Below are 21,853 nucleotides of genomic sequence, written 5' to 3'. Positions count from 1 at the left end.
ACTTTCATATTGTAATTTTTATTAATTGTATTATCTGCGCTTCCTTAATTTACTTATTTCAAAAGTGGCAGTATATCGATCCATATAATTGAAAAGGTGTAAAGAATTCTTCAAAGTCAGTCGGCTCTTTTTTACTTAATCTATCTTGTGTTGCATAACCTCTAATTATTAAGAAATACTATAAACACTGATTTTTTGAAGGAGATGATTATCCTACTTTACTTAAATGAATCTATTATAGTATTGTTGGTTCTCGTATTATTTCCAGCTCCGTTTTCACTATTCTTTTTTAAAAAAATTCATTATGGCGTAGTCATAGCAACCATGTACGTAAATATTATTTTTATAATGTTTATTTTTGGATTTCTTGTAAACCTCTAACTGTTTTTTCTTAATTAATTCAAAAGGTGATTAAAACACCCAATCATTAAACCGAAATTCACATAGTATATAATGGATACGATGGATTTCTCTTTTTTTATCATTTCTTCGAAGAGCCACTGCCTGGGCTCTTCTTTTTATTTTTCTTGATTGATTAACTCTGGATTTTCGTAAATGTTGCCGATGATTTCAAACTCTTCGTCATTTACCAATGCATTATATAAATCGTAATGTCCTCTTTCAGTTATAACTATCCATGCTCCACATGAGAAACTTACTTCTCCCTGTAAAATGTTATCCTCTGTATGTCCGCCAGTACGCAATGAATCGAAATCATTAAATTCGACTTCATCCCCCTCATATATCTCCTTGCCGTTCTTGTCTTTTAAGCCTGTGTATTGCATGAAATCCAAAAACACATTGTTGTTGATATCATCAACACCATTTTCTTCAAACCAATACATATTATTGATGTATTCCATTTCTTTTCTTGATTTATCCCAAGCACGAAACTTTATCTCACGCACGGTCATCCCTCCAAATTTTAGTGAACATAATACACAAAATCAGTAATCTAAGCCTTTCACCTCATAAGCCCCGGCACTGGGGAAAATAACCCCATGCCGTTTGCTATATGGATTTTCATTTCTAATCTGCTGCTTCGATATGCCTTCCTCGTAGATGACAACAACCTGGAGCTTTTCTCGATCAAGACTAACTGCATTCGTTTCTACGATTCTTCTAGTCATTAACTTACCTCCACGAATCCCCTATCTCGGTCATATTTTAGTAATTTAATAGAATCCATGTATTGACGCTCGAACAGTTTTCTTTTTATTGAAAATTCTTTGGTGACTGTTCCTTTTATATCAATGATCTCGATTGTCCCGTCTAATTTTTCTACTTCAAAATCCGCAACATATTCAATCTTTCTGTAAGTCCTTCCGTTCTTTTTAAAACCCTCTTGAAGAAGGTATCTCGGTTGCAACTTAAACCCTTTTATCTGTTTAGCTTGCAGCAACCATTTTAATTGGCCGTAATACATTGCTTCTGCTTTGCTATCAAACTTATGTCCATCGACAACTTGTTTGTGGTTGCCGTACTTGTTGTATTTTCTTGCCCCCATTAATAACCCTCACTTTGCCTCTCGTGGTTAATGACATCTTTCACATAGAATGCTTCTTCGATTTGTTCAAAGGAGAAGCCAATCATTTCACCAAGACCGATATATTCGGAGAGTAGTTCGATAAAGGTAATTGAACTCTTCGTCTTATCCAACTTAGATACGAGAGCGAAGATGTATCTGAACTGGGTTGCTAATGGTCGCTTCTTATCTGCTCCAGACAACAAGTAGATCATGACAAAGTCTTCAAAGAATATTTCGTGACCGATATCCAGAATGAAATGAAGTCCATCAGCATATTCGATTAATGCGTCTTGTAGGTTGTTCTCTTTGTGTGCCCAAAACTTGAATACTTTCGGAAGTTCATTCGCACATTCCCCTAGCTCCACTTGAAGAGCCAGAGTAAGTTCTCCAAAACGATCATCACCTTTATAATCAATCCTGTTTCTAAATACCTTCTGTGCCTCGTACATTGCGATTAAATCTAGCATTAACCTTCCACCCTTCTTAATTTAGCCATCCAAACTGACGAATAATTATGTCCAGCAAATACATGACGATTGTAGCTATCACAATCAAATGTCTTACCTTGCTTTGAGAACTCAGTTAGAGGAAAAATGATTTCGCATCCTCTTTTCACATGGTCCTGAATAGCCTTTTCAGCTTCATATTTCCTTGCACGACGAATGATTATATCTTGCATAGGTTAACCCTCCTATTAATCTCATTAAGAGCTTCTAGGGCTAATTCTGTGTGTCGTGATATGTAATATAGCTGCCCTAGAGTCGCTTTTCTAAAATCCAAGGGTAAGTCCCCCATTTCTTTTGAAGACCATATCCTCTTTTGCTAAATGGATGAGAGCTAATAACACTTCGTCTGGATCTCTATTAAAACTACTAGCAATCAACCTAACGTCTTTTCCAACTTTCCACTGACGAGCGACTTCTTCTAGCTCCAACTCATCCCATAAAAAATCCAAATCCTCTAAAACAATGATTCTCTTTTGTCTTTGTTTTGTTGCGTTTTTAAGAACCATTACGCTCACCTGCTTCAAAATACTTCTCACCGATTGCCTTGCGAATCCGATCCAAGGTTTTCGGTCCTATACCTGGCGTTTTTTCTAACTCAAGAAATTTTTCGCGGAAAAATGATGTTGTCTTAGCAATGCCTTTTAATTCGCCCATATCCTCACCTAACGCAAAGCCCTCAGTTCTGCCTTGTTCATAAGCTTTCTGAATAACGGGGTTACGTTTCTTCATGACGACATGTACTTCTCTGCATAGCATTTTCTACATGGTCCTTCGACAAAGTATCCATTAGGCTTTTTGCATTCCGGGCAAATCTTAGCGAAGGTATGCCATTGTTGGCCGCACTTTGTGTCATCACATTCCATTAACACCAATTTGCCTGATGGAGCGAGTAGATATCCTTTTGTCTTACATCGCGGACAATTTAAAACTGGTTTTACATTTTGAATGGTCATTTCATATTCCTCCTTAGAACCAAGCGTTACTGCTTGTCTCTGAATCTATTTCTCTGAATGAAGCTATTGTTTTTTCGTATCTAAGGGCTTCGTAATCAAGTTGCTCCAATGGCACTCCTTCACGACTAGTCGTAATATTCATTGCGTTAAGTTCTTCGATGTAACCTTTACGCATCAAATCTTTGTTTTTAAAAGCCTGCATTTTCGCCATTCCTTCAACTCCCCGAATTTTTTCGTAACTCCATCAAGCGCTCAAATTCGCTCATTTGTTCACCATCATTGACTGCTGGTTGATCGCTAGGCTTCGGTTTAGATTGTTGCGCATCTTCCTCAAACCAATCTGGCAGCATTTCTGTACGTATAACGCCTTTGCCTTTGCGAGCAAAAGGCTTTACTTTAGAGTTGTTAAATTTCTCTCGTTCATAAGCTCGTACTCTATCGATATCCATTAGGTTGTTGCTATGCCATTCTTTAAGGAGAAACTCCACAAAGTTAAAGTTACGTTTGTTTTTGTTGTCAGCTAATTTAATAGCTGCATTTACTATTTCTTGATTACCTTTAAAATCATCAACCCACTGATAAAGAGAGTTCATCTGAATTGGTGATAATCTGCAAAGAAGATACTCGAACAATTGGACCGGATTTTCTGGCGCTGTTGTAGTAGTAGTAGTTTTTTCTTTAACATTATTATCTTTATTAACATTCTTATTATTGTTCTCACTGCGTTCCATCCCTGTTCCAAGTGCGTTCTCACTGCGTTCCAAGTTACTGTTTTTATAATGCTCAAAGCCTTGGTATTGCTCGTAATTAATTACTGTAAATAGTGTTCCAAGTTCGGTCTCTTCGATTTTCAATCGATTTTCTTTAACTAACGAATCAACCTTCCTTTTTATGACTGACAGTGAGTATTGTTTAACACTTCTATTTTCTACATACGCAAGATCATCCCTGAGATTTCGATACGACCTTAAGAATTGACCTCTCTTCAGATGCATTCCAGCAACCGTTGTTCCTTCTTTAGAAAAAACTGCATTTCCGTATATATAGAAGAAGATTCTAAATTTAGGTATATCGTTCCAAATAGGGTTTTCAAAAATCTCTCTGCTTGTCTGGAATGCACCTTTCATTTATTTTCCTCCTATTACCTATTAATCTCACAAACCGCAAACCGCTTAGTTATTCGTTTTACGGTATAATCCGGGTACTTCTGCATATAATTTAGTACAAGCATTTTCAACTGTTCTTTGTCCTGTGCCTGCTCGAAAATCCAAGCAGGCAGGACTACGTTTGTTTGGTTATTCATTTACATCAAACTCAATTTCTATATCTGCACTAGGTTTCTCTTCTGACGGTACAGCATCGATAATATCTGGTTGATCTACTTCTTCGGTGATATCCTTCATTTCTGGTACTTGTTCATCTTTTGAAACGGCTGTCTGCATTTCAACGGACAAGATACCCCATTTAGAAAGCATGTTTCTTAAAACGGTTTTTTTAGCCATCGCATCAAAGTCCTTTTTCCATCCAAAATCACTTTTAGAGAATTTCTTTTTATGGGCTTCAATTTCTCCCCTAGTCCAGTAGACGGTTTTCTCAAACCCATTGATCAACTTGAAATAACCGCAATAACCAATAACTTTGTCACTTGTGGCACCATCGAGATTAAGCTCCAATTCTTCGGTTAGACGATTCCACTTAACTAACTCTCCTTCTCTTACCTCGATGACGTTAATTCCTTTATATTGACCTGTACGGAGGGCTAACTGGATATAACCCTTATAACCAAGTTGAAATTGTGCTTTTCCACTGTATGGAACTATCCAGGCATATCCTAGGTTTTTATCAACAGGTAAATCTAAAGTTGCTGCAACCATCGCAGAGGTAACTACTGTCATCGGATCAGTTTTTTGTAGGTAAGAATCTCCGTTATAGAGGTTCAAAAGTGATGACATAAACTGAGGAGCCTTTTTATCAAGCACATCCTCGAATTTCTTTTTCATTGTTGGTGCATTTAATAACCCTTTAAGTCCCAACGCTTGCGGAGCAACCTTTTGAGGGGCTGTATCCTGTTTGCTAGCAATTTGGTTTTTTAATGCTGCATTCGTTGCCATAATTAGTTCAACTCCTTAATGCCGAAACGGCGTGATGTAGATGGTTTGATTACTTCTTTGTAGATGTCAGGGAATTTTTCTTTTAATGCCTTTGTATCTACTCGATTAGAGACGACATTTTTCCAAGTAATAATATGAGTGTCTACAAGTCCCACCTCTGCATCTTTCAACTCGGCTTTGATCTTGTTCTCAATATCTTTTTTGGCTGTTTGTATGAGCTTTTCATCGTTCTTAATTTGCTCATAACTGAGAAGCATTTCTTTATAATTAGAAGGTAGAACAATCTCTTTCCCTTCTTCTGCTTTGTTATATTTCTCTTTGAGGTATAGTTCGGCAGCACTTGAACCATCTAATTCTGGCGGAACAAAGCCAATTACATGTTTCTCCCAGAAGTTCACCTCTGCATCGATAATCATCTGGATTAACTCGTCGTCTCGCTCGATCTCTTTCCAAGTGAAGTGGTTTCCACCTATTAGAACTGCGATATAAGCTTTCTCCTTGCCTGTTACTGCTAGATAATGTTGAACCTGTACGAGATACGAAGCAGGAATTTCGTCTCCCTCCCATTCAGCTTTTAAATACGCACTAGCAGTCTTGCACTCTAGAAGAGCAGACTCTTTCATGACTTCGCGGTCAATGTTGGCTTTGATAAAGTGGTGATCTGGATGAGAGAACATATAGTTGCGACGACGTACTTTCTTTTCTGTACGCTTTTCAAACTCTTTGGCAACCACTTCCTCCATTTCATTGCCCCAGTATGCTGCTTCGCTACTAATTTCAGTCAGTTCGACTTGACCTGTTTTTTCTAACCACAGCTCAAAGGCTGTTTTGTATTTGTTTAGTCCAAGGATAATACTTGCATCACTACCGCCAATTCCTTTGGAACGTTCTTGTAACCACTCAAAACGACTCATATCTTTTGTTGATATTGCATTGCTAACTGCCATTTGATATCCTCCCTTTACCGTTATCAAAGCTTTGTGCTAAAATAACTTTAAATATTGTTTAATCATCGGCTCCTGTTGCTCGCAGGAGTCTTTTTTTATGCACTTTTGAACTCAAAGCCAAGTACCTCGCATAAGTAGCGTTGAAGGTTGCCCTCCAAGATAATCTCACCGTCATATTCAACGATTTCATCACCTTCGAGAATCTCTTCTCCAAAGTAGTCAATCCCGGCATTCTCTGGCTGTGCAACCAAATTCGGATAGCCTGTCCTTCGTAACTGTGTAACCTCAGGATGCTCCATCAATCAACCCTCCTTCAGATTTGTGAATTTGACACACCAGTCAATTTTTATGCCGTCTTTTTTGAGTCTTTTAATCAGAGCATCCATCGTTTCCTTTTTACTCAAATGTCTCACCCCTTTCTGTTCGAATATCAAAGATCATGGCGCTTTATTCGCACCGTGCAGAGCCAAAGTAAAGGGGATGGGGTGGTTGGTAGATAAAAAACTTTGACCCTGCACGGTGGGAACAAAAGTTCTTGTTTCCTCACCGAATGAATGATACAATTAAGTTGGTTATTTCATATGAGTCGTTGAGTAGTGAGCCTGGCCGTTCACTGCTCATTTTTGTTTTTACTATTAAAATCTCCAAACATAACTCCTAAGAAAAATGCGATAAATGTAAACATGATTGTTAGAATCACCATATCCATCTACTAAAACCTCCTACTAACATGGTTAATATTTGTGTTAATGAAGCGATATCTACACCGCATAACATAGCTGCTAATGCCTCAGGTGCATTCGTCACTTGCCCCCATCTAACTGCATCAGATAATTTCAATTCCATCTTGTTGTTTTCAATTTTTGATATTGTCGTTCGTGCCATAAGCATTTTTTCAGCCATTTCCTCTTGTGAATAGCCTTTGATAACCCTCAATTTCTTAAGAAAAGAACCGTAATGCATCTTCTATCCTCCTTCTGTTCCAAGTTAGAACAATTTGTTCGGTTTTCTAGTTGTCATGTTCCGATTTATGTACTGCTAGATTTCTAGTTTTCGAATAAAATATATTTATGAAGGAACACATCCGGTTTCGCCTGGCAGCTTCGCCGGATGCTTTCTATTTCAAGAAACTTTTCGCGGCACCCAATGTTCTATGTAGTTGAGAGCTGCTTGCAGCTCTTTTCTCTTGATGTCTTTATAACTAGCAACACCAAAGCGATCTTTAAGTTCTCGATGAATCTCTCTGAAAAGAGTCGGTCTATATTCAGGATCGTTTTCGATTTCATACACTTTCGTAGCAACGCCCTTTTGGAGTCGTCTTTGCTCACCGCTTGTGAGAGTGATTTGTTCTTCCACCATGTGGCGAATTTCTTTGACTTCACCTTTTACTTGGTCCAGTTCTTCTGATGTTTCGATGGAGAGTTTCATTGCCGCTATCAGTGACTCTTTGCTGTTTAATGGCACAACCTTATTTGAGTAAGAACCAGTTTTTCTGATTTGTGGTATTACTTCGATTGCTAGCCAGTCTTGAAATTTTTCTGCTAGCGTATTAGATGCTTTGAAAGCTAACTTATACACAAGAGGTTCAGGGATGAAATCACCTTTCCCCACTTGTGGAGAATTTTCGGCAGATGTGCCGAAAGGCTTAATATATTGATTCACTCTTCTCCACATCACGTATTGCCTATTGTTTTTTGTTTCTGTAATACCTAAATTTATCGCAACTTGTTCAGCATCGAATTGGATATCAGCACCTTCAGTTTTAGCAGATACCTCGAATAAGTCATTTTTGAATATTTGCAATTTTTCCATTACATGGCCTCCTTAGAATAATAGTTTGTGTTTTGTTTAACCCAATTAGAATTTTCCTCTATCCATTTATAAACTTGGTCTCTTGGAAACCTAGCTTTTATCTGAGTAGATCGTGGAAACTCAGGGTTAGCAGTCATTTTTAAAACTGTAGGATATTTAATTTGAAACATTTCTTGTAAGTCACTTAATGTCAAAAGCTCAGGTCTAGAAAATTGTTTTCTTCCGTCAGCTATACCTTGTTCGTATGCTTTACGAAAAAAGGTTTCTAAATGTAAGTTGAGTAGTTTATCTTCGATTTCCCGAAGAGTGTGCGACATGATATCCCTCCCATCTTTTCAATTAATGTTTCTAAATTGCTTGTTTCGAATTATTTGCCATTTTGGTAATTTTAACATCAAAAAAAAGATTATCTACATTTTCATTGAATATGCTTGCTACTTTCGCCAAAGTTTCAGCCGGGAATTTACCTCTTCCAGTTTCTAAATAATAATAACCATTGACACTTTCATAGCCTAATAGTTTGGCCATTTCACTTAAAGAAAGATTTGCTTTTTTCCTTAATGATTTAATCTTTTCTAAATCGACTTTTTTAATTACCTTTTCCACCATATGTCACCTCCGAATTTGCCAATTTGGTAACTTTAATTGTATTTTATATTACCATTTTGGAAATGTCAATTATATTTTTACCTTTTTGGCAAAATTATTTTTTACCATTTTGGTAAATGGTAGAATAATGCTATAAAACAATAGAAGGAAGAAGACGATGAATATATTAGGTAGTCGTATAAAATATTTAAGAAATAAAAATAATTATTCACAAAAAAGAGTAGCTGATGCATTAGGAATTTCTAATGTGCAACTTTCTAGATATGAATCAGGGGATAGAAAACCAGATCCTGAAATGATAAAATCTTTTGCTGAGTTTTTTGACGTAACCACAGATTTTCTCCTTGGTCATGAAACAGAAAGTAACGAGCTAGAATATTACAAGAATAAAATCGTTAAAGAATTTCCTGATGTCGACTTGATGTTTAAGGATATGGAATCATTAACAGTTGAAGATATGAAAGAAGTGTATGAATATATAAAATTTAAACTAAGTCAAAAAGATAATGTTTAAAAAGGGGTATTATATTGAAAAAAACGATATTCATTTTGTTATTATCTATATTACTAACAGGTTGTTCGTCAAATGAATCAACAAATAATATATCCGATTCAGATGAAGAAAATACAGAGAAACATACTGAAATACTTGAATCTGGAGTAATGTATTATATGACACTAATCATTTCGAAGTATTCATCGGTTGACACTTTAGCAACCACTAAAGAGGAAGAGCAGAAAATATTAAACGAAGCATTAACTGATGTTAATATAGCAGTGAATGAAATGCAACATGAATACGACTCTGAAATACCTGCAATTAAAGAATTAAATCAATTAGCCGATGCAGTAATATATGCAATCAATGATCTATTAGAAGGTAATTACAATACTAAACTAGAGAATAGCGAAAAAGTAGGCAATTATATTGGGGAAATCTCGCGTAATTACCTTGATGGAGAGTTACCATCTGTCATAAAATCGATGACTGGTCTTGAAAATGCTAATTAAAAATTAAAGGTGTACATATATTTGTGCACCCTATATTTTGCCTAAAAAGGGAACATACATTCCTATAATGGAGGTCATTATTTGTATTCACACCTTGAAGATTTCATTTATGAACTATACACATCTATTGGAGTGGAGAAACCAGAAGATTTAGATATGAATAAAATTGCAAAAAATATAGGGATTAAACTTGTTTATAAAATGAGACCTTTTAGATTAAATAATGAAATAGTTTTAGTTAGAGGAACAAAACAAGAAGAGTGGATGTTATTCGGACATGAGGTAACACATTATATAAGGCATTGTGGAAATCAATTGAATATGCACCCCTTATTTAGAGATTTGCAAGAATTTCAAGCAAATCACTTCGCTTATCACTTTTGCGTACCAACCTTTATGCTAGAGGAAATAAAGAATGTAACGGCTAATGAAATTATGAATCAATTTAATGTGGACTTTGATTTCGCTTTAAGGAGATTAGAAATGTTTCAAAATAAATTATATTTCCAGAGTGGTTACTATATTAAAAAGAGAAATAAAGTAGCTGTAGCAACAAAATAAAGATATGGAAAGGGTGATTATTATGGCCTCCTACCAAAAATATAAGACTAAGCAAGGCGATAAGTGGATGTTCAAATTAATTATTGGAATTGATCCAGGGACCGGAAAAAAAGTAATGACTACACGCAGAGGATTCAAGACAAAAAAAGAAGCCCAAGCAGCTTACATGAAACTTAAGCAGGAAATTGATTCTGGCCTTCTCTCTAAGCAAGCTCTATTGTTTGAAGATATATTTAAGGAATGGTGGGATATTCACTCAAAAACAATAAAGCCGAGCACGAAATACAGCAAATTATCGAAGTTTGACAAGCATATACTACCAAGATTCGGCAAACTAAAAATAAAAGAAATTACAAAGGGGTATTGTCAAAAAGTAATAAATGAAATAGCTGATGAAATAAATTCTGTAAATGATATCAAGATTCAAGCAAATTTAGTTTTTAAGTATGCTGTTAAAATGGACTATATCCTAAAAAATCCAATGGAGTATGTAACAATACCGAAGAAAGAAGAAACTTTTTTAGCTGCTAAAGAAGAAAGGAATTACTGGACAAAAAATGAGGTTAAGAAATTCTTAAAATTAGCAAAAAAGCATATGTCTATACAATACTTTATGATGTTCTATTTGTTAATATATACAGGCATGAGGAAAGGTGAGCTGGTCGCTCTGACATGGGATGATATAGACCTCAAAGAACAAACAATAAATATTAATAAAACTATGTTCTTTGAAAAAGGAAAGGAAATTGTTCAAACAGCTAAAAAGTACGCATCAAATAGAGCGATTGACATAGATAGCCATACAACAAAGTTATTAACAAGTTGGAAGGTTAAGCAGAAAGAATTGTTGCTTGCGGACGGAATCAACAAGAAGCCCTCACATATTCTCTTAAGAGGCGATTTACGACCTATAAGGTTAGCATATCCGAATGAACTATTAAATAACTTTATAACGATCTATGACCTACATAGTATTACTATTCATGGACTGAGACACACACATGCCTCAATGTTATTTGAAGCTGGCGCAAGCATTAAAGAAGTACAAGCTAGGTTGGGCCATAAAGACATCCAAACAACAATGAATGTATATACTCATGTCTCAAAAACAATGTCTCAAAAAACCGCTGAAAACTTCCTTAAATTTATGGAATTAGAATAAATTAGGTCAAAATTAGGTCAAAAGCTATTTTTCTCATCAAAAAAGACCCTTGAACAAAACTGTTCGAGGGTCTTGAAACGTTGGTATATTAACGTTTTGAGAACTGAGGTGCACGACGAGCGCCTTTAAGACCGTATTTTTTACGTTCTTTCATACGAGCGTCACGTGTTAATAGTCCAGCGCGTTTTAGTGTTGGACGGTATTCTGGATCAGCTAGAAGTAACGCACGAGCGATACCGTGGCGGATTGCGCCAGCTTGACCAGTGTATCCACCACCTTTAACATTTACAAGAATGTCGTAGCTTCCTACTGTTTCAGTAGCTACTAGTGGTTGTTTAACAACTTCACGTAAAGCTGCAAACGGGATATATTCATTGATTTCACGACCATTGATAACGATTTTACCGTCGCCAGGGACTAAACGTACGCGAGCTACTGAGCTCTTACGGCGACCAGTACCAGTATATTGAACCTGTGCCAAGTTAATAACCTCCCCTAATTAATTATCCACGAAGTTCGTAAACTTCTGGTTGTTGTGCTTGGTGCGCATGTTCGCTACCAGCGTAAACATGTAATTTTTTAAACATTTGACGACCAAGAGAGTTCTTTGGAAGCATGCCTTTAATAGCAAGCTCTAACATGCTCTCAGGGTAGTTTGTACGCATTTCATTAGCAGTTCTAGTTTTTAAACCACCAGGGTGCATGCTGTGGCGGTAGTAAATTTTATCAGTAAGCTTCTTACCAGTTAATTCGATCTTAGAAGCGTTCAAGATAATTACATGATCACCAGTATCCACATGTGGTGTATAAGTTGGTTTATGTTTACCACGTAGAATTGATGCTACTTCACTAGCAAGACGTCCAAGAGTTTTGCCTTCAGCATCAACTACGTACCATTTACGTTCGATATTGTTTGCATTCGCCATAAACGTTGTACGCATCGGTTTTCCCTCCTAAATTAAATCCATTATAATCATTTTTGGTTTCATATATTCTTACACAATAAGATTCCGGGGCTTATCGTGGTTTTAATAATAATACCATATGCTATAATATAACTTTACCAGCTGATTGTCAAGTCGATGTTACACCTGGATTAGTTGTTTTAAGAATTTTTTCTCGCAAATCCAGCAAATGACGCTCTTTACTTATCATTAGCAATATTTTCATCGTAATAGACTTGCCATAAATACAGGCCATGACCAGGTGCCGTTTTCCCAGCAAAGATACGGTTTTTCTTCGCTAAAATCTTCTCTATTTCATGTGGCTCTCGCTCGCCCTTACCAACCTCAAGTAAGGTCCCCATTAAGATGCGAATCATATTATAAAGAAACCCGTTACCAACAAAACGGAACAGTAGCTCATCATCATGTTCCTCAATATAAATCCCATAGATGTTCCGCACGCGATCTTCCACTTCAGATCTTGCTGAACAAAAGCTTGTAAAGTCATGTTCTCCTAATAAATACGGGATGGCTTTGCGCATACGTTCCACATCTATTGGAAAGGAATACTGATAAGCATAATGCCGCAAAAAAGGGTTGCTTTTCTTCGTACGTATTAATCGGTAGCGATACTCCTTACCTATAGCATGATATCGCGCATGGAAGTCCTCTGCTACATAGGCCGCTTCCTCTACTACAACATCATTCGGCAGAATAGAATTCAAAGCAGCTGGCCACCGCTCCTCAGGCAACTGCAAAGGACTATCGAAATGAATTACTTGACCCACCGCATGAACACCAGCGTCCGTGCGGCCAGAAGCAACAACTTTCACTTCACTGCCCTTATGCAGCTTCGTAAGTGCTGATTCTAGCTCCCTCTGGACAGTCCGTTTATTCGGTTGTACTTGATAGCCCGCAAAGCCTGTGCCATCGTAAGCGATAATACATTTGATTCTCATGATATGTCCTCTTTATGTTCTAAATATAATTAACAATATCGTTAAAGCCAAAAGCAATAACAACATCAAGGTATCAATACCGCTCCACACAAGCTTACGATACCTTGTCCGTCCATCGCCTCCACGATAACCACGAGCCTCCATTGCTGTGGCAAGCTCCTCTGCTCGTTTAAATGAACTCACAAACAGCGGAATCAGTAGTGGAATAATCGCCATCACACGGTCTTTTACAGGGCCTGAGGAGAACTCCACGCCTCTTGCTGATTGTGCCTTCATAATCTTATCTGTTTCCTCCATGAGCGTCGGAATAAACCTTAAGGCGATAGACATCATTAGAGCGAGCTCATGCACCGGAAACTTCAACTTCTTAAGTGGGCCTAACAAACTCTCTAAACCGTCTGTAATCGCAATAGGGGCTGTTGTTAACGTTAGGATCGATGTGATTAAGATTAATAGGAAAAAGCGTAAAGAGATAAATATCCCTTGTCTCAAGCCTTCCTCGTAAACTTTAAACCATCCTAATTCAAAAATAATCGGTCCTTCTCTTGTTAAAAAGATATGCATCAAGAACGTAAAAATAATCAAAATGAAGACGAGTTTTAAGCCGCCAAATACAAAGCGCATCGGCACTTTCGACATCGCTAGCATTAATAAGGTATAGACAACAAGGGCACCATACGTAATCGCATTATTAGCGATAAAAACAACACATACGAATAAAAGAACGATAATGAGTTTGGAACGCGGGTCCATTCGGTGAATCACTGAATCAGCTGGAACATAGCGTCCAAAAATCATTTTTTCCATCATTAGGCTTCACCTCTCTTTAAAAAGCGAGGCATTTCTTGACTGATTTCCTCTATTGTTAAGCATGTTTTAGCAAACTTATAGCCGAATGTTTTCTCTAGCTTTTGCTGGAACTTCACAACCTCTGGTACGTCTAAGCCCATTTTTATCAATTGCTCCGGGTCAGAGAAAATCTCGAGTGGTGTGCCCACTTTATAGACTTCACCTTTATGCATAATAGCAATCTTATCCGCATAGCGTGAGGCATCCTCCATACTATGCGTTACAAGAATCGTAGATAAATTCCGCTCTTTATGAAGCTGATAAAACATATCCATAATTTCTTTACGCCCACGAGGATCTAAGCCAGCTGTTGGTTCATCAAGCACAATGACATCAGGATGCATCGCTAATACACCAGCAATGGCAACTCGGCGCATTTGTCCACCAGAAAGATCGAACGGCGATTTTTGTAAAATCGACTCATCTAGGCCCACTTGTTTAATTGCTTCATGCGCTCGCCTTTTTGCTTCTTCTTCATTCACACCGAAATTCATCGGACCAAAACAAATATCCTTCTCTACAGTTTCTTCAAATAGTTGATGCTCAGGAAATTGAAACACAATCGCTACTTTTTGGCGTATCGCTTTTAAGCCTTTCTGTTTCTTTTCAGAAGTAATCGTTCTCTCACCAATAACAACTTCGCCCGCTGTAGGTTTCAGTAATGCATTTAAATGTTGTAGGACGGTCGATTTCCCAGAACCAGTATGTCCTATTAAAGCGAGAAATGTGCCAGACGGAATATCTATAGACACATCTTGAATCGCTAATCTTTCAAACGGCGTATTGACCTGATAGCGATATTCTACATTTTTGAGTGAGATGTCCATAATTCTTCCACCAATTCTTCTTCAGATAAATGATGCTTAGATACTGGGATATTTAAGCCTTTTAACATTTTGCTCATTTTCACAGGGAATGGAATATCGAGTCCTAACGAAATCAACTCTTCATCTAATTGGAAAATATCTTCCGGACTACCTTCCCGATAAAGCTGTCCTTTATTCATCACAATCATGCGATCAGCCTTTGCTGCTTCTTCTAAATCATGTGTGATGGAAATAACAGTCATTTCTTGCGATGCTTTTAACTGCCTAATCGTCTCTAACACCTCTTCACGACCACGCGGGTCTAACATAGAGGTCGCTTCGTCCAAGACAATGATATTTGGCCTAAGCGCTAGAACCCCTGCAATGGCCACACGCTGCTTTTGGCCACCTGATAAATGGTGCGGCTCTTGATCAAGAAACTGTTCCATTTTCACACTCTCCAGCGCGTCATGGACACGCTTAATCATTTCTTCTCTCTCGATGCCGTGATTTTCTAAACCAAAAGCCACATCATCCTGTACAGTCGTACCAACAAACTGGTTATCGGGATTTTGAAAAACCATCCCAATTTTATCTCGTATGTCCCAAACCGTTTCTTCTGATAGCAGCAAACCATCTACCGTAATACTGCCTTCCTTGGGGAAATTCAAGCCATTTAAAAGCTTAGCCATCGTTGACTTCCCTGATCCATTATGACCAACAATCGCCAACCATTCCCCTTCATATATATCAAACGTCACATCTTTCAACGCATAATCCGCATTCTCATCATATTTAAAAGAAAGATTCCTTATCTGCACGAGGGAATTCTTCATACTCATCTACTCCTCTCCAACCTCTGCTGCTCTCAACTCTACTAAAAACAAACCTAAAAATCTAACGTCTAAATTTTATTAGAAAACTGTGCGATTGGCAAGCCTTTAAGGCGACGACAGAGACCTAGTTGCTCTTATACTTCGTTCTTTCTTTTGACAGGCCTCATAGCTATTATTCTTCTCTGCTTGTCAAAAGATAATTGCTCTGAAGTGATTGAAAAATGGGCGATTGGCAAGCCCGTTAAGACAATGACAGAGTCTTAGTTGCTCTTATACTTCACTCTTTCTTCTAACTCACTTCATCGCTATTCTTCAATGCTATCAATAAGTCACGGCTCTGAAGTGATAGAAAACCAATTCTTAATCGTACTAATATCACTGGCTTGCATTCAGAATGGTTCATGCGTTTAATGATTCCTTATGCACAAGTCTTGCTTCTTTACTAGTTTTAGCGCAATTCCAATGTTTACGCGCAATTCCTTGGTTTTCTTTGCCACCTTTTGCGCGCTTTCACCCTTTACGCGCAATTCCTTAGCTTTCTTTACTACCTTTTGCGCGCTTTCACCCTTTACGCGCAATTCCTTAGCTTTCTTTACTACTTTTTGCGCGCTTTCACCCTTTACGCGCAATTCTTTAGCTTTCTTTACTACTTTTTGCGCGCTTCCATCGTTTACGCGCAGTTCCTTAGCTTTCTTTACTACTTTTTGCGCGCTTTCACCCTTTACGCGCAATTCCTTAGCTTTCTTTACTACTTTTTGCGCGCTTTCACCCTTTACGCGCAATTCCTTAGCTTTCTTTACTACTTTTTGCGCGTTTCCACCTTTTACGCGCAGTTCTTTGTCTTTCTTTACTACTTTTTGCGCGCTTTCACCCTTTACGCGCAATTCCTTAGCTTTCTTTACTACTTTTTGCACGTTTCCATCGTTTACGCGCAATTCCTTAGCTTTCTTTACTACTTTTTGCGCGTTTCCACCTTTTACGCGCAGTTCTTTGTCTTTCTTTACTACTTTTTGCGCGTTTCCATCGTTTACGCGCAATTCCTTAGCTTTCTTTACTACCTTTTGCGCACTTTCACCCTTTACGCGCAATTCCTTAGCTTTCTTTACTACCTTTTGCGCGCTTTCACCCTTTACGCGCAATTCCTTAGCTTTCTTTACTACTTTTTGCGCGCTTTCACCCTTTACGCACAATTCTTTGGCTTTCTTTCCTACCTTTTGCGCGATTCCACCCTTTACGCGCAATTCTTTGCCTTTCTTTCCTACCTTTTGCGCGATTTCACCCTGTGCATGCAGTTCTTCACTTTCCCCATATCTTTTACGCGTTTTCACGTATATAAGTAATTCTTCTTTTTTCCCTTACCTGTATGCGCACCGACCATACATACCCACGTACTCTGCCACTAATTATGCTATTGAATAAGGAGTTACAAAAGTTCTATTAACTAAACTTAGGGGCAAAACAAAAATTTCTCTTTATATAATAAAAAAGCCGCCATTATTGATGGCGAGCTACTATGTATATGGAGTTCTATCCTATCTGCAACTATCTCCATAACAAAGGCTCATTAATAATTGCCTTGGCAATGGTTGTTTTTAAAAAAGCCTGCATCCTCATCCTAGTAATACAGGCATTCCTGTATGGACGAGTAAAGCAAATGGATGAAGATGCAAAGAGCTAGACGTAACACCTCAATATTACGGATGTCCATCGTAACACTCAAAATGGTTTTGCTCATTGGCTTTAGGGGTATCCCTATTTAAAGAAAGAGGGCATTGAATAAGTTCCAATGAAACCATTCAGGCGCCCTCAATCTGCACATGAATCCCAAAGGTTAGGTTATCCTAATCTAAGAAGATACGTTTATTATACTAATTCGATGATTACCATTGGTGCTGCGTCGCCACGACGAGGACCGATTTTCATAATACGAGTGTAACCACCTTGACGCTCTTCATAACGAGGAGCAATATCACTGAACAATTTTTGAACAGCATCTTGGTTTTTCTCAGCATCAGCTACTTCATGACGAACATATGCAGCTGCTTGGCGACGAGCGTGAAGATCTCCACGTTTACCAAGAGTGATCAATTTTTCAACTACTGAACGAAGTTCTTTAGCACGAGCTTCAGTTGTTTCAATACGCTCATTGATGATTAAATCTGTTGATAAGTCACGTAGCATCGCTTTACGTTGAGCGCTAGTGCGTCCTAACTTTCTGTATCCCATGAAAGTTTCCCTCCTTTGTTGAAGTCATTAAAGGCTAGATTTCAAAAGACAATCAGTCGTCTTTACGCAAACCTAATCCAAGCTCTTCTAGTTTATGTTTTACTTCCTCTAGAGACTTCCTACCTAAGTTACGTACTTTCATCATATCCTCTTCAGTTTTATTAGCTAACTCCTGAACAGTGTTAATGCCTGCACGTTTTAAGCAGTTGTATGAACGAACAGATAAATCTAGTTCTTCAATTGTCATTTCAAGGACTTTTTCTTTTTGGTCTTCTTCTTTTTCAACCATAATTTCAGCATTTTGAGCTTCATCAGTTAAACCAACAAAGATATTCAAATGCTCAGTTAAGATCTTCGCTCCAAGTGCAACTGCATCTTGAGGGCCAGTACTTCCGTCAGTCCAAACATCAAAAGTCAATTTATCAAAATTACTCAATTGACCAACACGAGTATTCTCAACTTGATATTGTACGCGTGAAACTGGCGTATAAATAGAATCAATAGGAATTACACCGATTGGTTGATCTTCTTTTTTGTTTTGAACAGCTGGTGTATAACCACGACCACGTTTAGCAGTTAGACGCATATGCAAATGACCATTTGAACCAAGAGTAGCAATATGAAGATCCGGATTAAGAATCTCTACATCACTATCATGTGTTACATCTGCAGCAGTAACTACACCTTCGCTTTGAACGTCAATTTCTAATGTTTTTTCTTCATCAGAATAGATTTTCAATGCGAGCTTTTTAATGTTTAAAATGATAGATGTTACATCTTCTACGACGCCTTCAATTGTTGAGAACTCATGAAGTACCCCATCAATTTGGATCGAAGTGACAGCGGCACCTGGGAGTGAGGATAATAGGATACGACGTAAGGAGTTACCCAAAGTTGTTCCATATCCACGCTCAAGTGGTTCTACGACGAACTTACCATACTTAGCATCATCGCTGATCTCAACCGTTTCGATTTTTGGTTTTTCTATTTCGATCATCAAAATACACCCTCCTTCAAAACGTCGAAACCCCGGTTTATTAACCGAAATTCCCCCATGTATACGTTCCCGTTTTGTGCACAACAACTGGAATAATAAATACTGTATAATTCATTTACTTTGTATCATATCCCATTATAGACAGGGATTCAAAAGTTTATACAGATTAATTATACACGGCGGCGTTTTGGTGGACGACATCCGTTATGTGGTACTGGAGTAACGTCTCTGATAGCAGTAACTTCTAGACCAGCAGCTTGTAATGCACGAATAGCAGCTTCACGACCTGCACCAGGTCCTTTAACTGTTACTTCTAAAGTTTTCATACCATGTTCCATAGATGCTTTCGCAGCTGTTTCAGCAGCCATTTGCGCAGCGAAAGGAGTCGATTTACGAGAACCTCTGAATCCTAGCGCACCAGCACTTGACCAAGAAAGAGCATTACCATGAGAATCAGTGATAGTTACGATTGTATTATTGAATGTTGAACGAATATGTGCAATTCCGCTTTCAATATTCTTTTTGACACGACGTTTACGTGTATTAGTTTTACGAGCCATTTTAAGAACCCTCCTTTACCGATTATTTCTTTTTGTTCGCTACAGTCTTACGAGGACCTTTACGTGTACGAGCATTGTTTTTAGTATTTTGTCCGCGAACAGGTAAGCCACGACGGTGACGAAGACCGCGGTAGGATCCGATTTCCATTAGACGTTTGATGTTAAGTGATACTTCACGACGAAGGTCACCTTCAACTTTTAATGAATCGATTTGCTCACGAATTTTGTTTAATTCATCTTCAGTAAGATCGCGTACACGAGTATTCTCGTTTACACCAGCTTCTGCTAGAACTTTTTGAGCAGTTGTTTTACCAATACCATAGATATAAGTTAATGAGATTACTACACGTTTTTCACGTGGTACATCTACACCTGCAATACGTGCCACTATATGCGCACCTCCTTCAAATTAGCCTTGTTTTTGTTTATGTTTAGGGTTTTCACAGATAACCATTACTTTACCTTTTCTGCGGATGACTTTGCACTTTTCGCAGATCGGTTTAACTGATGGTCTTACTTTCATTATCCTAACCTCCTTAGTAGTACGGAGTGCAATGATTATTTAAAACGATAAGTGATTCTTCCGCGAGTTAAGTCATAAGGAGAAAGCTCAACTGTTACTTTATCCCCTGGTAAAATACGAATGAAGTGCATGCGGATTTTACCGGAAACATGAGCTAAAACTGTATGACCGTTTTCTAATTCTACCTTAAACATTGCATTTGGCAAAGTGTCTATGACTGTGCCTTCTACTTCAATTACATCATCTTTCGCCACTAAACAAGTCTCCCTTCCATAAAATCATATACGAAATATATCAAATGCTTTCCCAAGCATGTAGATATTCTTTGCTAAAAGGTTCGCAGAATAACACATTCGGACATTCCGATACATAATCTCATAGGTCGCGTAATCAATGCAAGCTTTATGAGCTAATAATCATCTTACTCAAAACAAATGATTTTAAACATATACACAACAACCTTCTGATTATAACATAAAAAGAGTTTGACGTCTCCTTATAGTAAAAAGAAAAATGAGTTAGAAACGGAGTATTTTAGAAAAGCCTACTGTTATTTTACAGTAAGTATTTCATAACCAGTTTCAGTAATGGCTATTGTATGTTCGAAATGGGCACAACGCTTACCATCGACTGTTACGACTGTCCATTGATCGGATAGCGTTGATACATATCTACTACCGATATTTACCATCGGTTCGATAGCTAATACCATACCTGGTTTTAATAGAGGCCCTTTATTCGGGGGACCAAAATGTGGAATCTGTGGTTCCTCATGTAAGTCTTGCCCTACCCCATGTCCGACATATTCTCGTACAATGGAAAAACCTTTGCTTTCCGCATATGTTTGGATTGCATGAGAGATGTTCGATAAGCGTACACCTGGCTTTGCTTGTTTTAAGCCTTCATATAATGACTGCTCAGTAACTTCAAGCAATGCTTTTGATTGTTCATCAATTGCCCCTACTGCGTAGGTCCAGGCAGAATCACCGTGATAACCGTTATATTTTGCACCTATATCAATACTGATGATATCACCATCGTTTAAGCTGTTATCATCAGGAATCCCGTGAACTAGCTTTTCGTTCACAGATGTACATATACTACCTGGAAAACCGTTATATCCTTTAAAAGATGGGACGGCCCCACATTTGAGAATAAAAGCCTCAGCAAGACGATCTAATTCTCTTGTCGTTATTCCCGGAGTGATATGCTTTTGTAATTCCTCATGTGTTAAAGCGACAATTCTACCAGCTTCTCGCATAATATCGATTTCACGTTGAGTTTTGCTTATGATCATTATTGTAAGCCTCTTAAAAGACTATCTAGATCAGTAAATACTTTACCAATTTCTTGTTGACCGTTAATGTTACGTAAATAGCCTTTATTTTCATAGAAATCAAGCAAAGGTTTTGTTTGCTTAATGTTTACGTCAAGTCTATTTTTAACAGTTGCTTCATTATCATCTTCACGTTGATATAATTCTCCACCACAACGGTCACATTCGCCCTCTTTAGTTGGAGGATTAAATACAAGATGATATGTTGCCCCACAAGATTTACATATTCTGCGGCCAGTTAGCCTTTCCATCAAAATCTCTTGATCTACATCAATGTTAATAACGTAATCAATTTTTCTTGATAGATCAGAAAGAATATTTTCTAAAGCATCCGCTTGAGCAACGGTTCTAGGGAAACCATCTAAAAGAAAACCTTTTTCGCAATCGGGTTTACCAAGACGTTCTCTAACAATACCAATTGTTACTTCGTCTGGCACAAGTTCACCTTTATCCATAAAAGACTTTGCTTCTAAACCTAGAGCAGTTTCTTCTTTGATCGCTGCACGGAACATGTCTCCAGTAGAGATATGCGGAATACCGTACTTTTCAACAATTCTTTCTGCTTGTGTACCTTTACCGGCACCAGGGAGCCCCATTAATACAAGATTCAAGTGAAT

General features: G+C 37.8%; 34 protein-coding genes and 1 pseudogene. 4 read left to right on the top strand and 31 right to left on the bottom strand.

Features of this window, described 5'->3' with window-relative positions:
* Positions 1-518: 518 nt before the first annotated feature.
* From MHI57_RS15975 to MHI57_RS15900, 16 genes and pseudogenes are all read right to left on the bottom strand, one after another.
* Positions 519-908, bottom strand: a complete 390-nt coding sequence (locus MHI57_RS15975) for a YopX family protein (RefSeq protein ID WP_322910558.1) — start codon at positions 906-908, stop codon at positions 519-521.
* A gap of 39 nt (positions 909-947) precedes the next feature.
* Positions 948-1,130, bottom strand: a complete 183-nt coding sequence (locus MHI57_RS15970; protein WP_322910559.1) for a hypothetical protein — start codon at positions 1,128-1,130, stop codon at positions 948-950.
* Positions 1,131-1,135: 5 nt separating this feature from the next.
* Positions 1,136-1,507 (bottom strand): annotated as a pseudogene (locus tag MHI57_RS15965) (DUF1064 domain-containing protein); the annotation flags it as partial.
* Positions 1,507-1,995 (bottom strand): dUTP diphosphatase, encoded by a 489-nt coding sequence (locus MHI57_RS15960; protein ID WP_322910560.1) that lies wholly within the window; start codon positions 1,993-1,995, stop codon positions 1,507-1,509. The gene MHI57_RS15960 and the pseudogene MHI57_RS15965, both read right to left, overlap by 1 nt.
* Entirely contained in the window at positions 1,995-2,207 is a 213-nt protein-coding gene (locus tag MHI57_RS15955; protein ID WP_322910561.1) for a hypothetical protein, read from the bottom strand. Before MHI57_RS15955 ends, MHI57_RS15960 begins: the two co-directional genes overlap by 1 nt.
* Positions 2,208-2,297: 90 nt before the next feature.
* A complete protein-coding gene (locus tag MHI57_RS15950; RefSeq protein WP_340977205.1) occupies positions 2,298-2,558 on the bottom strand; it encodes a hypothetical protein in 261 nt (86 codons plus the stop codon).
* Positions 2,530-2,763 carry a hypothetical protein gene (locus MHI57_RS15945; RefSeq protein ID WP_322910563.1) on the bottom strand — a complete coding sequence of 78 codons (234 nt, stop codon included), beginning with the start codon at positions 2,761-2,763 and terminating at the stop codon, positions 2,530-2,532. Before MHI57_RS15945 ends, MHI57_RS15950 begins: the two co-directional genes overlap by 29 nt.
* Before the next feature lie 237 nt (positions 2,764-3,000).
* A complete protein-coding gene (locus MHI57_RS15940) occupies positions 3,001-3,198 on the bottom strand; it encodes a hypothetical protein (protein WP_322910564.1) in 198 nt (65 codons plus the stop codon).
* Between the two features lie 4 nt (positions 3,199-3,202).
* Complete coding sequence (locus MHI57_RS15935; protein ID WP_340977204.1) at positions 3,203-4,114, bottom strand: DnaD domain-containing protein; 912 nt, start codon at positions 4,112-4,114, stop codon at positions 3,203-3,205.
* A 168-nt stretch (positions 4,115-4,282) separates the two neighbouring features.
* Positions 4,283-5,098 carry a recombinase RecT gene (locus MHI57_RS15930; RefSeq protein ID WP_340977203.1) on the bottom strand — a complete coding sequence of 272 codons (816 nt, stop codon included), beginning with the start codon at positions 5,096-5,098 and terminating at the stop codon, positions 4,283-4,285.
* Between the two features lie 2 nt (positions 5,099-5,100).
* Positions 5,101-6,045, bottom strand: a complete 945-nt coding sequence (locus MHI57_RS15925) for a YqaJ viral recombinase family nuclease (RefSeq protein ID WP_340977201.1) — start codon at positions 6,043-6,045, stop codon at positions 5,101-5,103.
* Positions 6,046-6,140: 95 nt separating this feature from the next.
* Positions 6,141-6,344: a YqaI family protein gene (locus tag MHI57_RS15920; protein WP_340977199.1), complete on the bottom strand. Its 204-nt coding sequence runs from the start codon at positions 6,342-6,344 to the stop codon at positions 6,141-6,143.
* A 397-nt stretch (positions 6,345-6,741) separates the two neighbouring features.
* The gene (locus tag MHI57_RS15915; RefSeq protein WP_340977197.1) at positions 6,742-7,008 is read right to left on the bottom strand and encodes a helix-turn-helix domain-containing protein; all 267 of its coding nucleotides are present in this window, start codon (positions 7,006-7,008) and stop codon (positions 6,742-6,744) included.
* A gap of 159 nt (positions 7,009-7,167) precedes the next feature.
* Positions 7,168-7,857 (bottom strand): ORF6C domain-containing protein, encoded by a 690-nt coding sequence (locus tag MHI57_RS15910; protein WP_340977195.1) that lies wholly within the window; start codon positions 7,855-7,857, stop codon positions 7,168-7,170.
* Positions 7,857-8,174: a helix-turn-helix transcriptional regulator gene (locus MHI57_RS15905; RefSeq protein WP_095371186.1), complete on the bottom strand. Its 318-nt coding sequence runs from the start codon at positions 8,172-8,174 to the stop codon at positions 7,857-7,859. Before MHI57_RS15905 ends, MHI57_RS15910 begins: the two co-directional genes overlap by 1 nt.
* Positions 8,175-8,205: 31 nt before the next feature.
* The gene (locus MHI57_RS15900) at positions 8,206-8,463 is read right to left on the bottom strand and encodes a helix-turn-helix transcriptional regulator (protein WP_340977192.1); all 258 of its coding nucleotides are present in this window, start codon (positions 8,461-8,463) and stop codon (positions 8,206-8,208) included.
* 160 nt (positions 8,464-8,623) lie between these two features.
* Between MHI57_RS15900 and MHI57_RS15895 the strand changes: the two genes are divergently transcribed.
* From MHI57_RS15895 to MHI57_RS15880, 4 genes are all read left to right on the top strand, one after another.
* Positions 8,624-8,980 (top strand): helix-turn-helix domain-containing protein, encoded by a 357-nt coding sequence (locus tag MHI57_RS15895; protein WP_340977190.1) that lies wholly within the window; start codon positions 8,624-8,626, stop codon positions 8,978-8,980.
* Positions 8,981-8,994: 14 nt separating this feature from the next.
* Complete coding sequence (locus MHI57_RS15890; RefSeq protein ID WP_340977188.1) at positions 8,995-9,477, top strand: hypothetical protein; 483 nt, start codon at positions 8,995-8,997, stop codon at positions 9,475-9,477.
* Positions 9,478-9,558: 81 nt separating this feature from the next.
* Positions 9,559-10,038, top strand: coding sequence for an ImmA/IrrE family metallo-endopeptidase (locus MHI57_RS15885; RefSeq protein ID WP_340977186.1), 480 nt, complete (start codon positions 9,559-9,561; stop codon positions 10,036-10,038).
* A gap of 67 nt (positions 10,039-10,105) precedes the next feature.
* A complete protein-coding gene (locus MHI57_RS15880; RefSeq protein ID WP_340977185.1) occupies positions 10,106-11,200 on the top strand; it encodes a site-specific integrase in 1,095 nt (364 codons plus the stop codon).
* An 88-nt stretch (positions 11,201-11,288) separates the two neighbouring features.
* On the opposite strand, the gene rpsI is transcribed toward MHI57_RS15880, so the two are convergent.
* The 15 genes from rpsI to MHI57_RS15805 form a co-directional block, all read right to left on the bottom strand.
* On the bottom strand, positions 11,289-11,681 hold the full coding sequence (gene rpsI, locus MHI57_RS15875; RefSeq protein WP_095371191.1) for a 30S ribosomal protein S9: 393 nt from the start codon (positions 11,679-11,681) through the stop codon (positions 11,289-11,291).
* A gap of 22 nt (positions 11,682-11,703) precedes the next feature.
* Positions 11,704-12,141 carry a 50S ribosomal protein L13 gene (gene rplM, locus MHI57_RS15870; protein ID WP_095371192.1) on the bottom strand — a complete coding sequence of 146 codons (438 nt, stop codon included), beginning with the start codon at positions 12,139-12,141 and terminating at the stop codon, positions 11,704-11,706.
* A gap of 203 nt (positions 12,142-12,344) precedes the next feature.
* A complete protein-coding gene (gene truA, locus MHI57_RS15865; protein WP_328200194.1) occupies positions 12,345-13,106 on the bottom strand; it encodes a tRNA pseudouridine(38-40) synthase TruA in 762 nt (253 codons plus the stop codon).
* A gap of 9 nt (positions 13,107-13,115) precedes the next feature.
* Positions 13,116-13,913 carry an energy-coupling factor transporter transmembrane component T family protein gene (locus MHI57_RS15860; protein ID WP_095371194.1) on the bottom strand — a complete coding sequence of 266 codons (798 nt, stop codon included), beginning with the start codon at positions 13,911-13,913 and terminating at the stop codon, positions 13,116-13,118.
* The gene (locus MHI57_RS15855; RefSeq protein WP_095371195.1) at positions 13,913-14,779 is read right to left on the bottom strand and encodes an energy-coupling factor ABC transporter ATP-binding protein; all 867 of its coding nucleotides are present in this window, start codon (positions 14,777-14,779) and stop codon (positions 13,913-13,915) included. Before MHI57_RS15855 ends, MHI57_RS15860 begins: the two co-directional genes overlap by 1 nt.
* A complete protein-coding gene (locus MHI57_RS15850; protein ID WP_307317062.1) occupies positions 14,755-15,594 on the bottom strand; it encodes an energy-coupling factor ABC transporter ATP-binding protein in 840 nt (279 codons plus the stop codon). Before MHI57_RS15850 ends, MHI57_RS15855 begins: the two co-directional genes overlap by 25 nt.
* 407 nt (positions 15,595-16,001) lie before the next feature.
* A complete protein-coding gene (locus tag MHI57_RS15845) occupies positions 16,002-16,922 on the bottom strand; it encodes a hypothetical protein (RefSeq protein WP_340977183.1) in 921 nt (306 codons plus the stop codon).
* Positions 16,923-17,457: 535 nt separating this feature from the next.
* Complete coding sequence (rplQ, locus tag MHI57_RS15840; RefSeq protein WP_095371198.1) at positions 17,458-17,820, bottom strand: 50S ribosomal protein L17; 363 nt, start codon at positions 17,818-17,820, stop codon at positions 17,458-17,460.
* Positions 17,821-17,872: 52 nt separating this feature from the next.
* Complete coding sequence (locus tag MHI57_RS15835) at positions 17,873-18,817, bottom strand: DNA-directed RNA polymerase subunit alpha (RefSeq protein WP_095371199.1); 945 nt, start codon at positions 18,815-18,817, stop codon at positions 17,873-17,875.
* A gap of 170 nt (positions 18,818-18,987) precedes the next feature.
* Positions 18,988-19,377, bottom strand: coding sequence for a 30S ribosomal protein S11 (rpsK, locus tag MHI57_RS15830; protein ID WP_095371200.1), 390 nt, complete (start codon positions 19,375-19,377; stop codon positions 18,988-18,990).
* A 22-nt stretch (positions 19,378-19,399) separates the two neighbouring features.
* Positions 19,400-19,765: a 30S ribosomal protein S13 gene (gene rpsM, locus MHI57_RS15825; protein ID WP_095371201.1), complete on the bottom strand. Its 366-nt coding sequence runs from the start codon at positions 19,763-19,765 to the stop codon at positions 19,400-19,402.
* Positions 19,766-19,786: 21 nt separating this feature from the next.
* Positions 19,787-19,900, bottom strand: a complete 114-nt coding sequence (rpmJ, locus tag MHI57_RS15820) for a 50S ribosomal protein L36 (RefSeq protein WP_003156543.1) — start codon at positions 19,898-19,900, stop codon at positions 19,787-19,789.
* A 35-nt stretch (positions 19,901-19,935) separates the two neighbouring features.
* Entirely contained in the window at positions 19,936-20,154 is a 219-nt protein-coding gene (gene infA, locus MHI57_RS15815) for a translation initiation factor IF-1 (RefSeq protein WP_095371202.1), read from the bottom strand.
* 296 nt (positions 20,155-20,450) lie between these two features.
* On the bottom strand, positions 20,451-21,197 hold the full coding sequence (map, locus tag MHI57_RS15810) for a type I methionyl aminopeptidase (protein ID WP_251163144.1): 747 nt from the start codon (positions 21,195-21,197) through the stop codon (positions 20,451-20,453).
* Positions 21,197-21,847, bottom strand: a complete 651-nt coding sequence (locus MHI57_RS15805; protein ID WP_095371204.1) for an adenylate kinase — start codon at positions 21,845-21,847, stop codon at positions 21,197-21,199. Before MHI57_RS15805 ends, map begins: the two co-directional genes overlap by 1 nt.
* Between the last annotated feature and the right edge of the window lie 6 nt (positions 21,848-21,853).

Origin of the sequence: Cytobacillus sp. FSL K6-0129 (assembly GCF_038007625.1) — a bacterium.
GTDB lineage: Bacteria > Bacillota > Bacilli > Bacillales > Cytobacillaceae > Cytobacillus > Cytobacillus kochii.
Note: the sequence above shows the minus strand (reverse complement) of the source record. Positions and strands in the feature narration are given on the sequence as shown.

Excerpts from the sequence above, each read along its gene's own strand:
- MHI57_RS15930 (WP_340977203.1), bottom strand. The coding sequence starts at position 5,098 with ATGGCAACGAATGCAGCATTAAAAAACCAAATTGCTAGCAAACAGGAT.
- MHI57_RS15860 (WP_095371194.1), bottom strand. The coding sequence starts at position 13,913 with ATGATGGAAAAAATGATTTTTGGACGCTATGTTCCAGCTGATTCAGTG.
- MHI57_RS15945 (WP_322910563.1), bottom strand. The coding sequence starts at position 2,763 with ATGAAGAAACGTAACCCCGTTATTCAGAAAGCTTATGAACAAGGCAGA.
- MHI57_RS15940 (WP_322910564.1), bottom strand. The coding sequence starts at position 3,198 with ATGGCGAAAATGCAGGCTTTTAAAAACAAAGATTTGATGCGTAAAGGT.
- MHI57_RS15960 (WP_322910560.1), bottom strand. The coding sequence starts at position 1,995 with ATGCTAGATTTAATCGCAATGTACGAGGCACAGAAGGTATTTAGAAAC.
- MHI57_RS15955 (WP_322910561.1), bottom strand. The coding sequence starts at position 2,207 with ATGCAAGATATAATCATTCGTCGTGCAAGGAAATATGAAGCTGAAAAG.
- rpsK (WP_095371200.1), bottom strand. The coding sequence starts at position 19,377 with ATGGCTCGTAAAACTAATACACGTAAACGTCGTGTCAAAAAGAATATT.
- MHI57_RS15905 (WP_095371186.1), bottom strand. The coding sequence starts at position 8,174 with ATGTCGCACACTCTTCGGGAAATCGAAGATAAACTACTCAACTTACAT.
- MHI57_RS15850 (WP_307317062.1), bottom strand. The coding sequence starts at position 15,594 with ATGAAGAATTCCCTCGTGCAGATAAGGAATCTTTCTTTTAAATATGAT.
- MHI57_RS15895 (WP_340977190.1), top strand. The coding sequence starts at position 8,624 with ATGAATATATTAGGTAGTCGTATAAAATATTTAAGAAATAAAAATAAT.
- MHI57_RS15910 (WP_340977195.1), bottom strand. The coding sequence starts at position 7,857 with ATGGAAAAATTGCAAATATTCAAAAATGACTTATTCGAGGTATCTGCT.
- MHI57_RS15920 (WP_340977199.1), bottom strand. The coding sequence starts at position 6,344 with ATGGAGCATCCTGAGGTTACACAGTTACGAAGGACAGGCTATCCGAAT.
- MHI57_RS15925 (WP_340977201.1), bottom strand. The coding sequence starts at position 6,045 with ATGGCAGTTAGCAATGCAATATCAACAAAAGATATGAGTCGTTTTGAG.
- MHI57_RS15880 (WP_340977185.1), top strand. The coding sequence starts at position 10,106 with ATGTTCAAATTAATTATTGGAATTGATCCAGGGACCGGAAAAAAAGTA.
- MHI57_RS15970 (WP_322910559.1), bottom strand. The coding sequence starts at position 1,130 with ATGACTAGAAGAATCGTAGAAACGAATGCAGTTAGTCTTGATCGAGAA.
- rpmJ (WP_003156543.1), bottom strand. The coding sequence starts at position 19,900 with ATGAAAGTAAGACCATCAGTTAAACCGATCTGCGAAAAGTGCAAAGTC.
- rplM (WP_095371192.1), bottom strand. The coding sequence starts at position 12,141 with ATGCGTACAACGTTTATGGCGAATGCAAACAATATCGAACGTAAATGG.
- MHI57_RS15855 (WP_095371195.1), bottom strand. The coding sequence starts at position 14,779 with ATGGACATCTCACTCAAAAATGTAGAATATCGCTATCAGGTCAATACG.
- MHI57_RS15915 (WP_340977197.1), bottom strand. The coding sequence starts at position 7,008 with ATGCATTACGGTTCTTTTCTTAAGAAATTGAGGGTTATCAAAGGCTAT.
- map (WP_251163144.1), bottom strand. The coding sequence starts at position 21,197 with ATGATCATAAGCAAAACTCAACGTGAAATCGATATTATGCGAGAAGCT.
- rplQ (WP_095371198.1), bottom strand. The coding sequence starts at position 17,820 with ATGGGATACAGAAAGTTAGGACGCACTAGCGCTCAACGTAAAGCGATG.
- MHI57_RS15835 (WP_095371199.1), bottom strand. The coding sequence starts at position 18,817 with ATGATCGAAATAGAAAAACCAAAAATCGAAACGGTTGAGATCAGCGAT.
- MHI57_RS15935 (WP_340977204.1), bottom strand. The coding sequence starts at position 4,114 with ATGAAAGGTGCATTCCAGACAAGCAGAGAGATTTTTGAAAACCCTATT.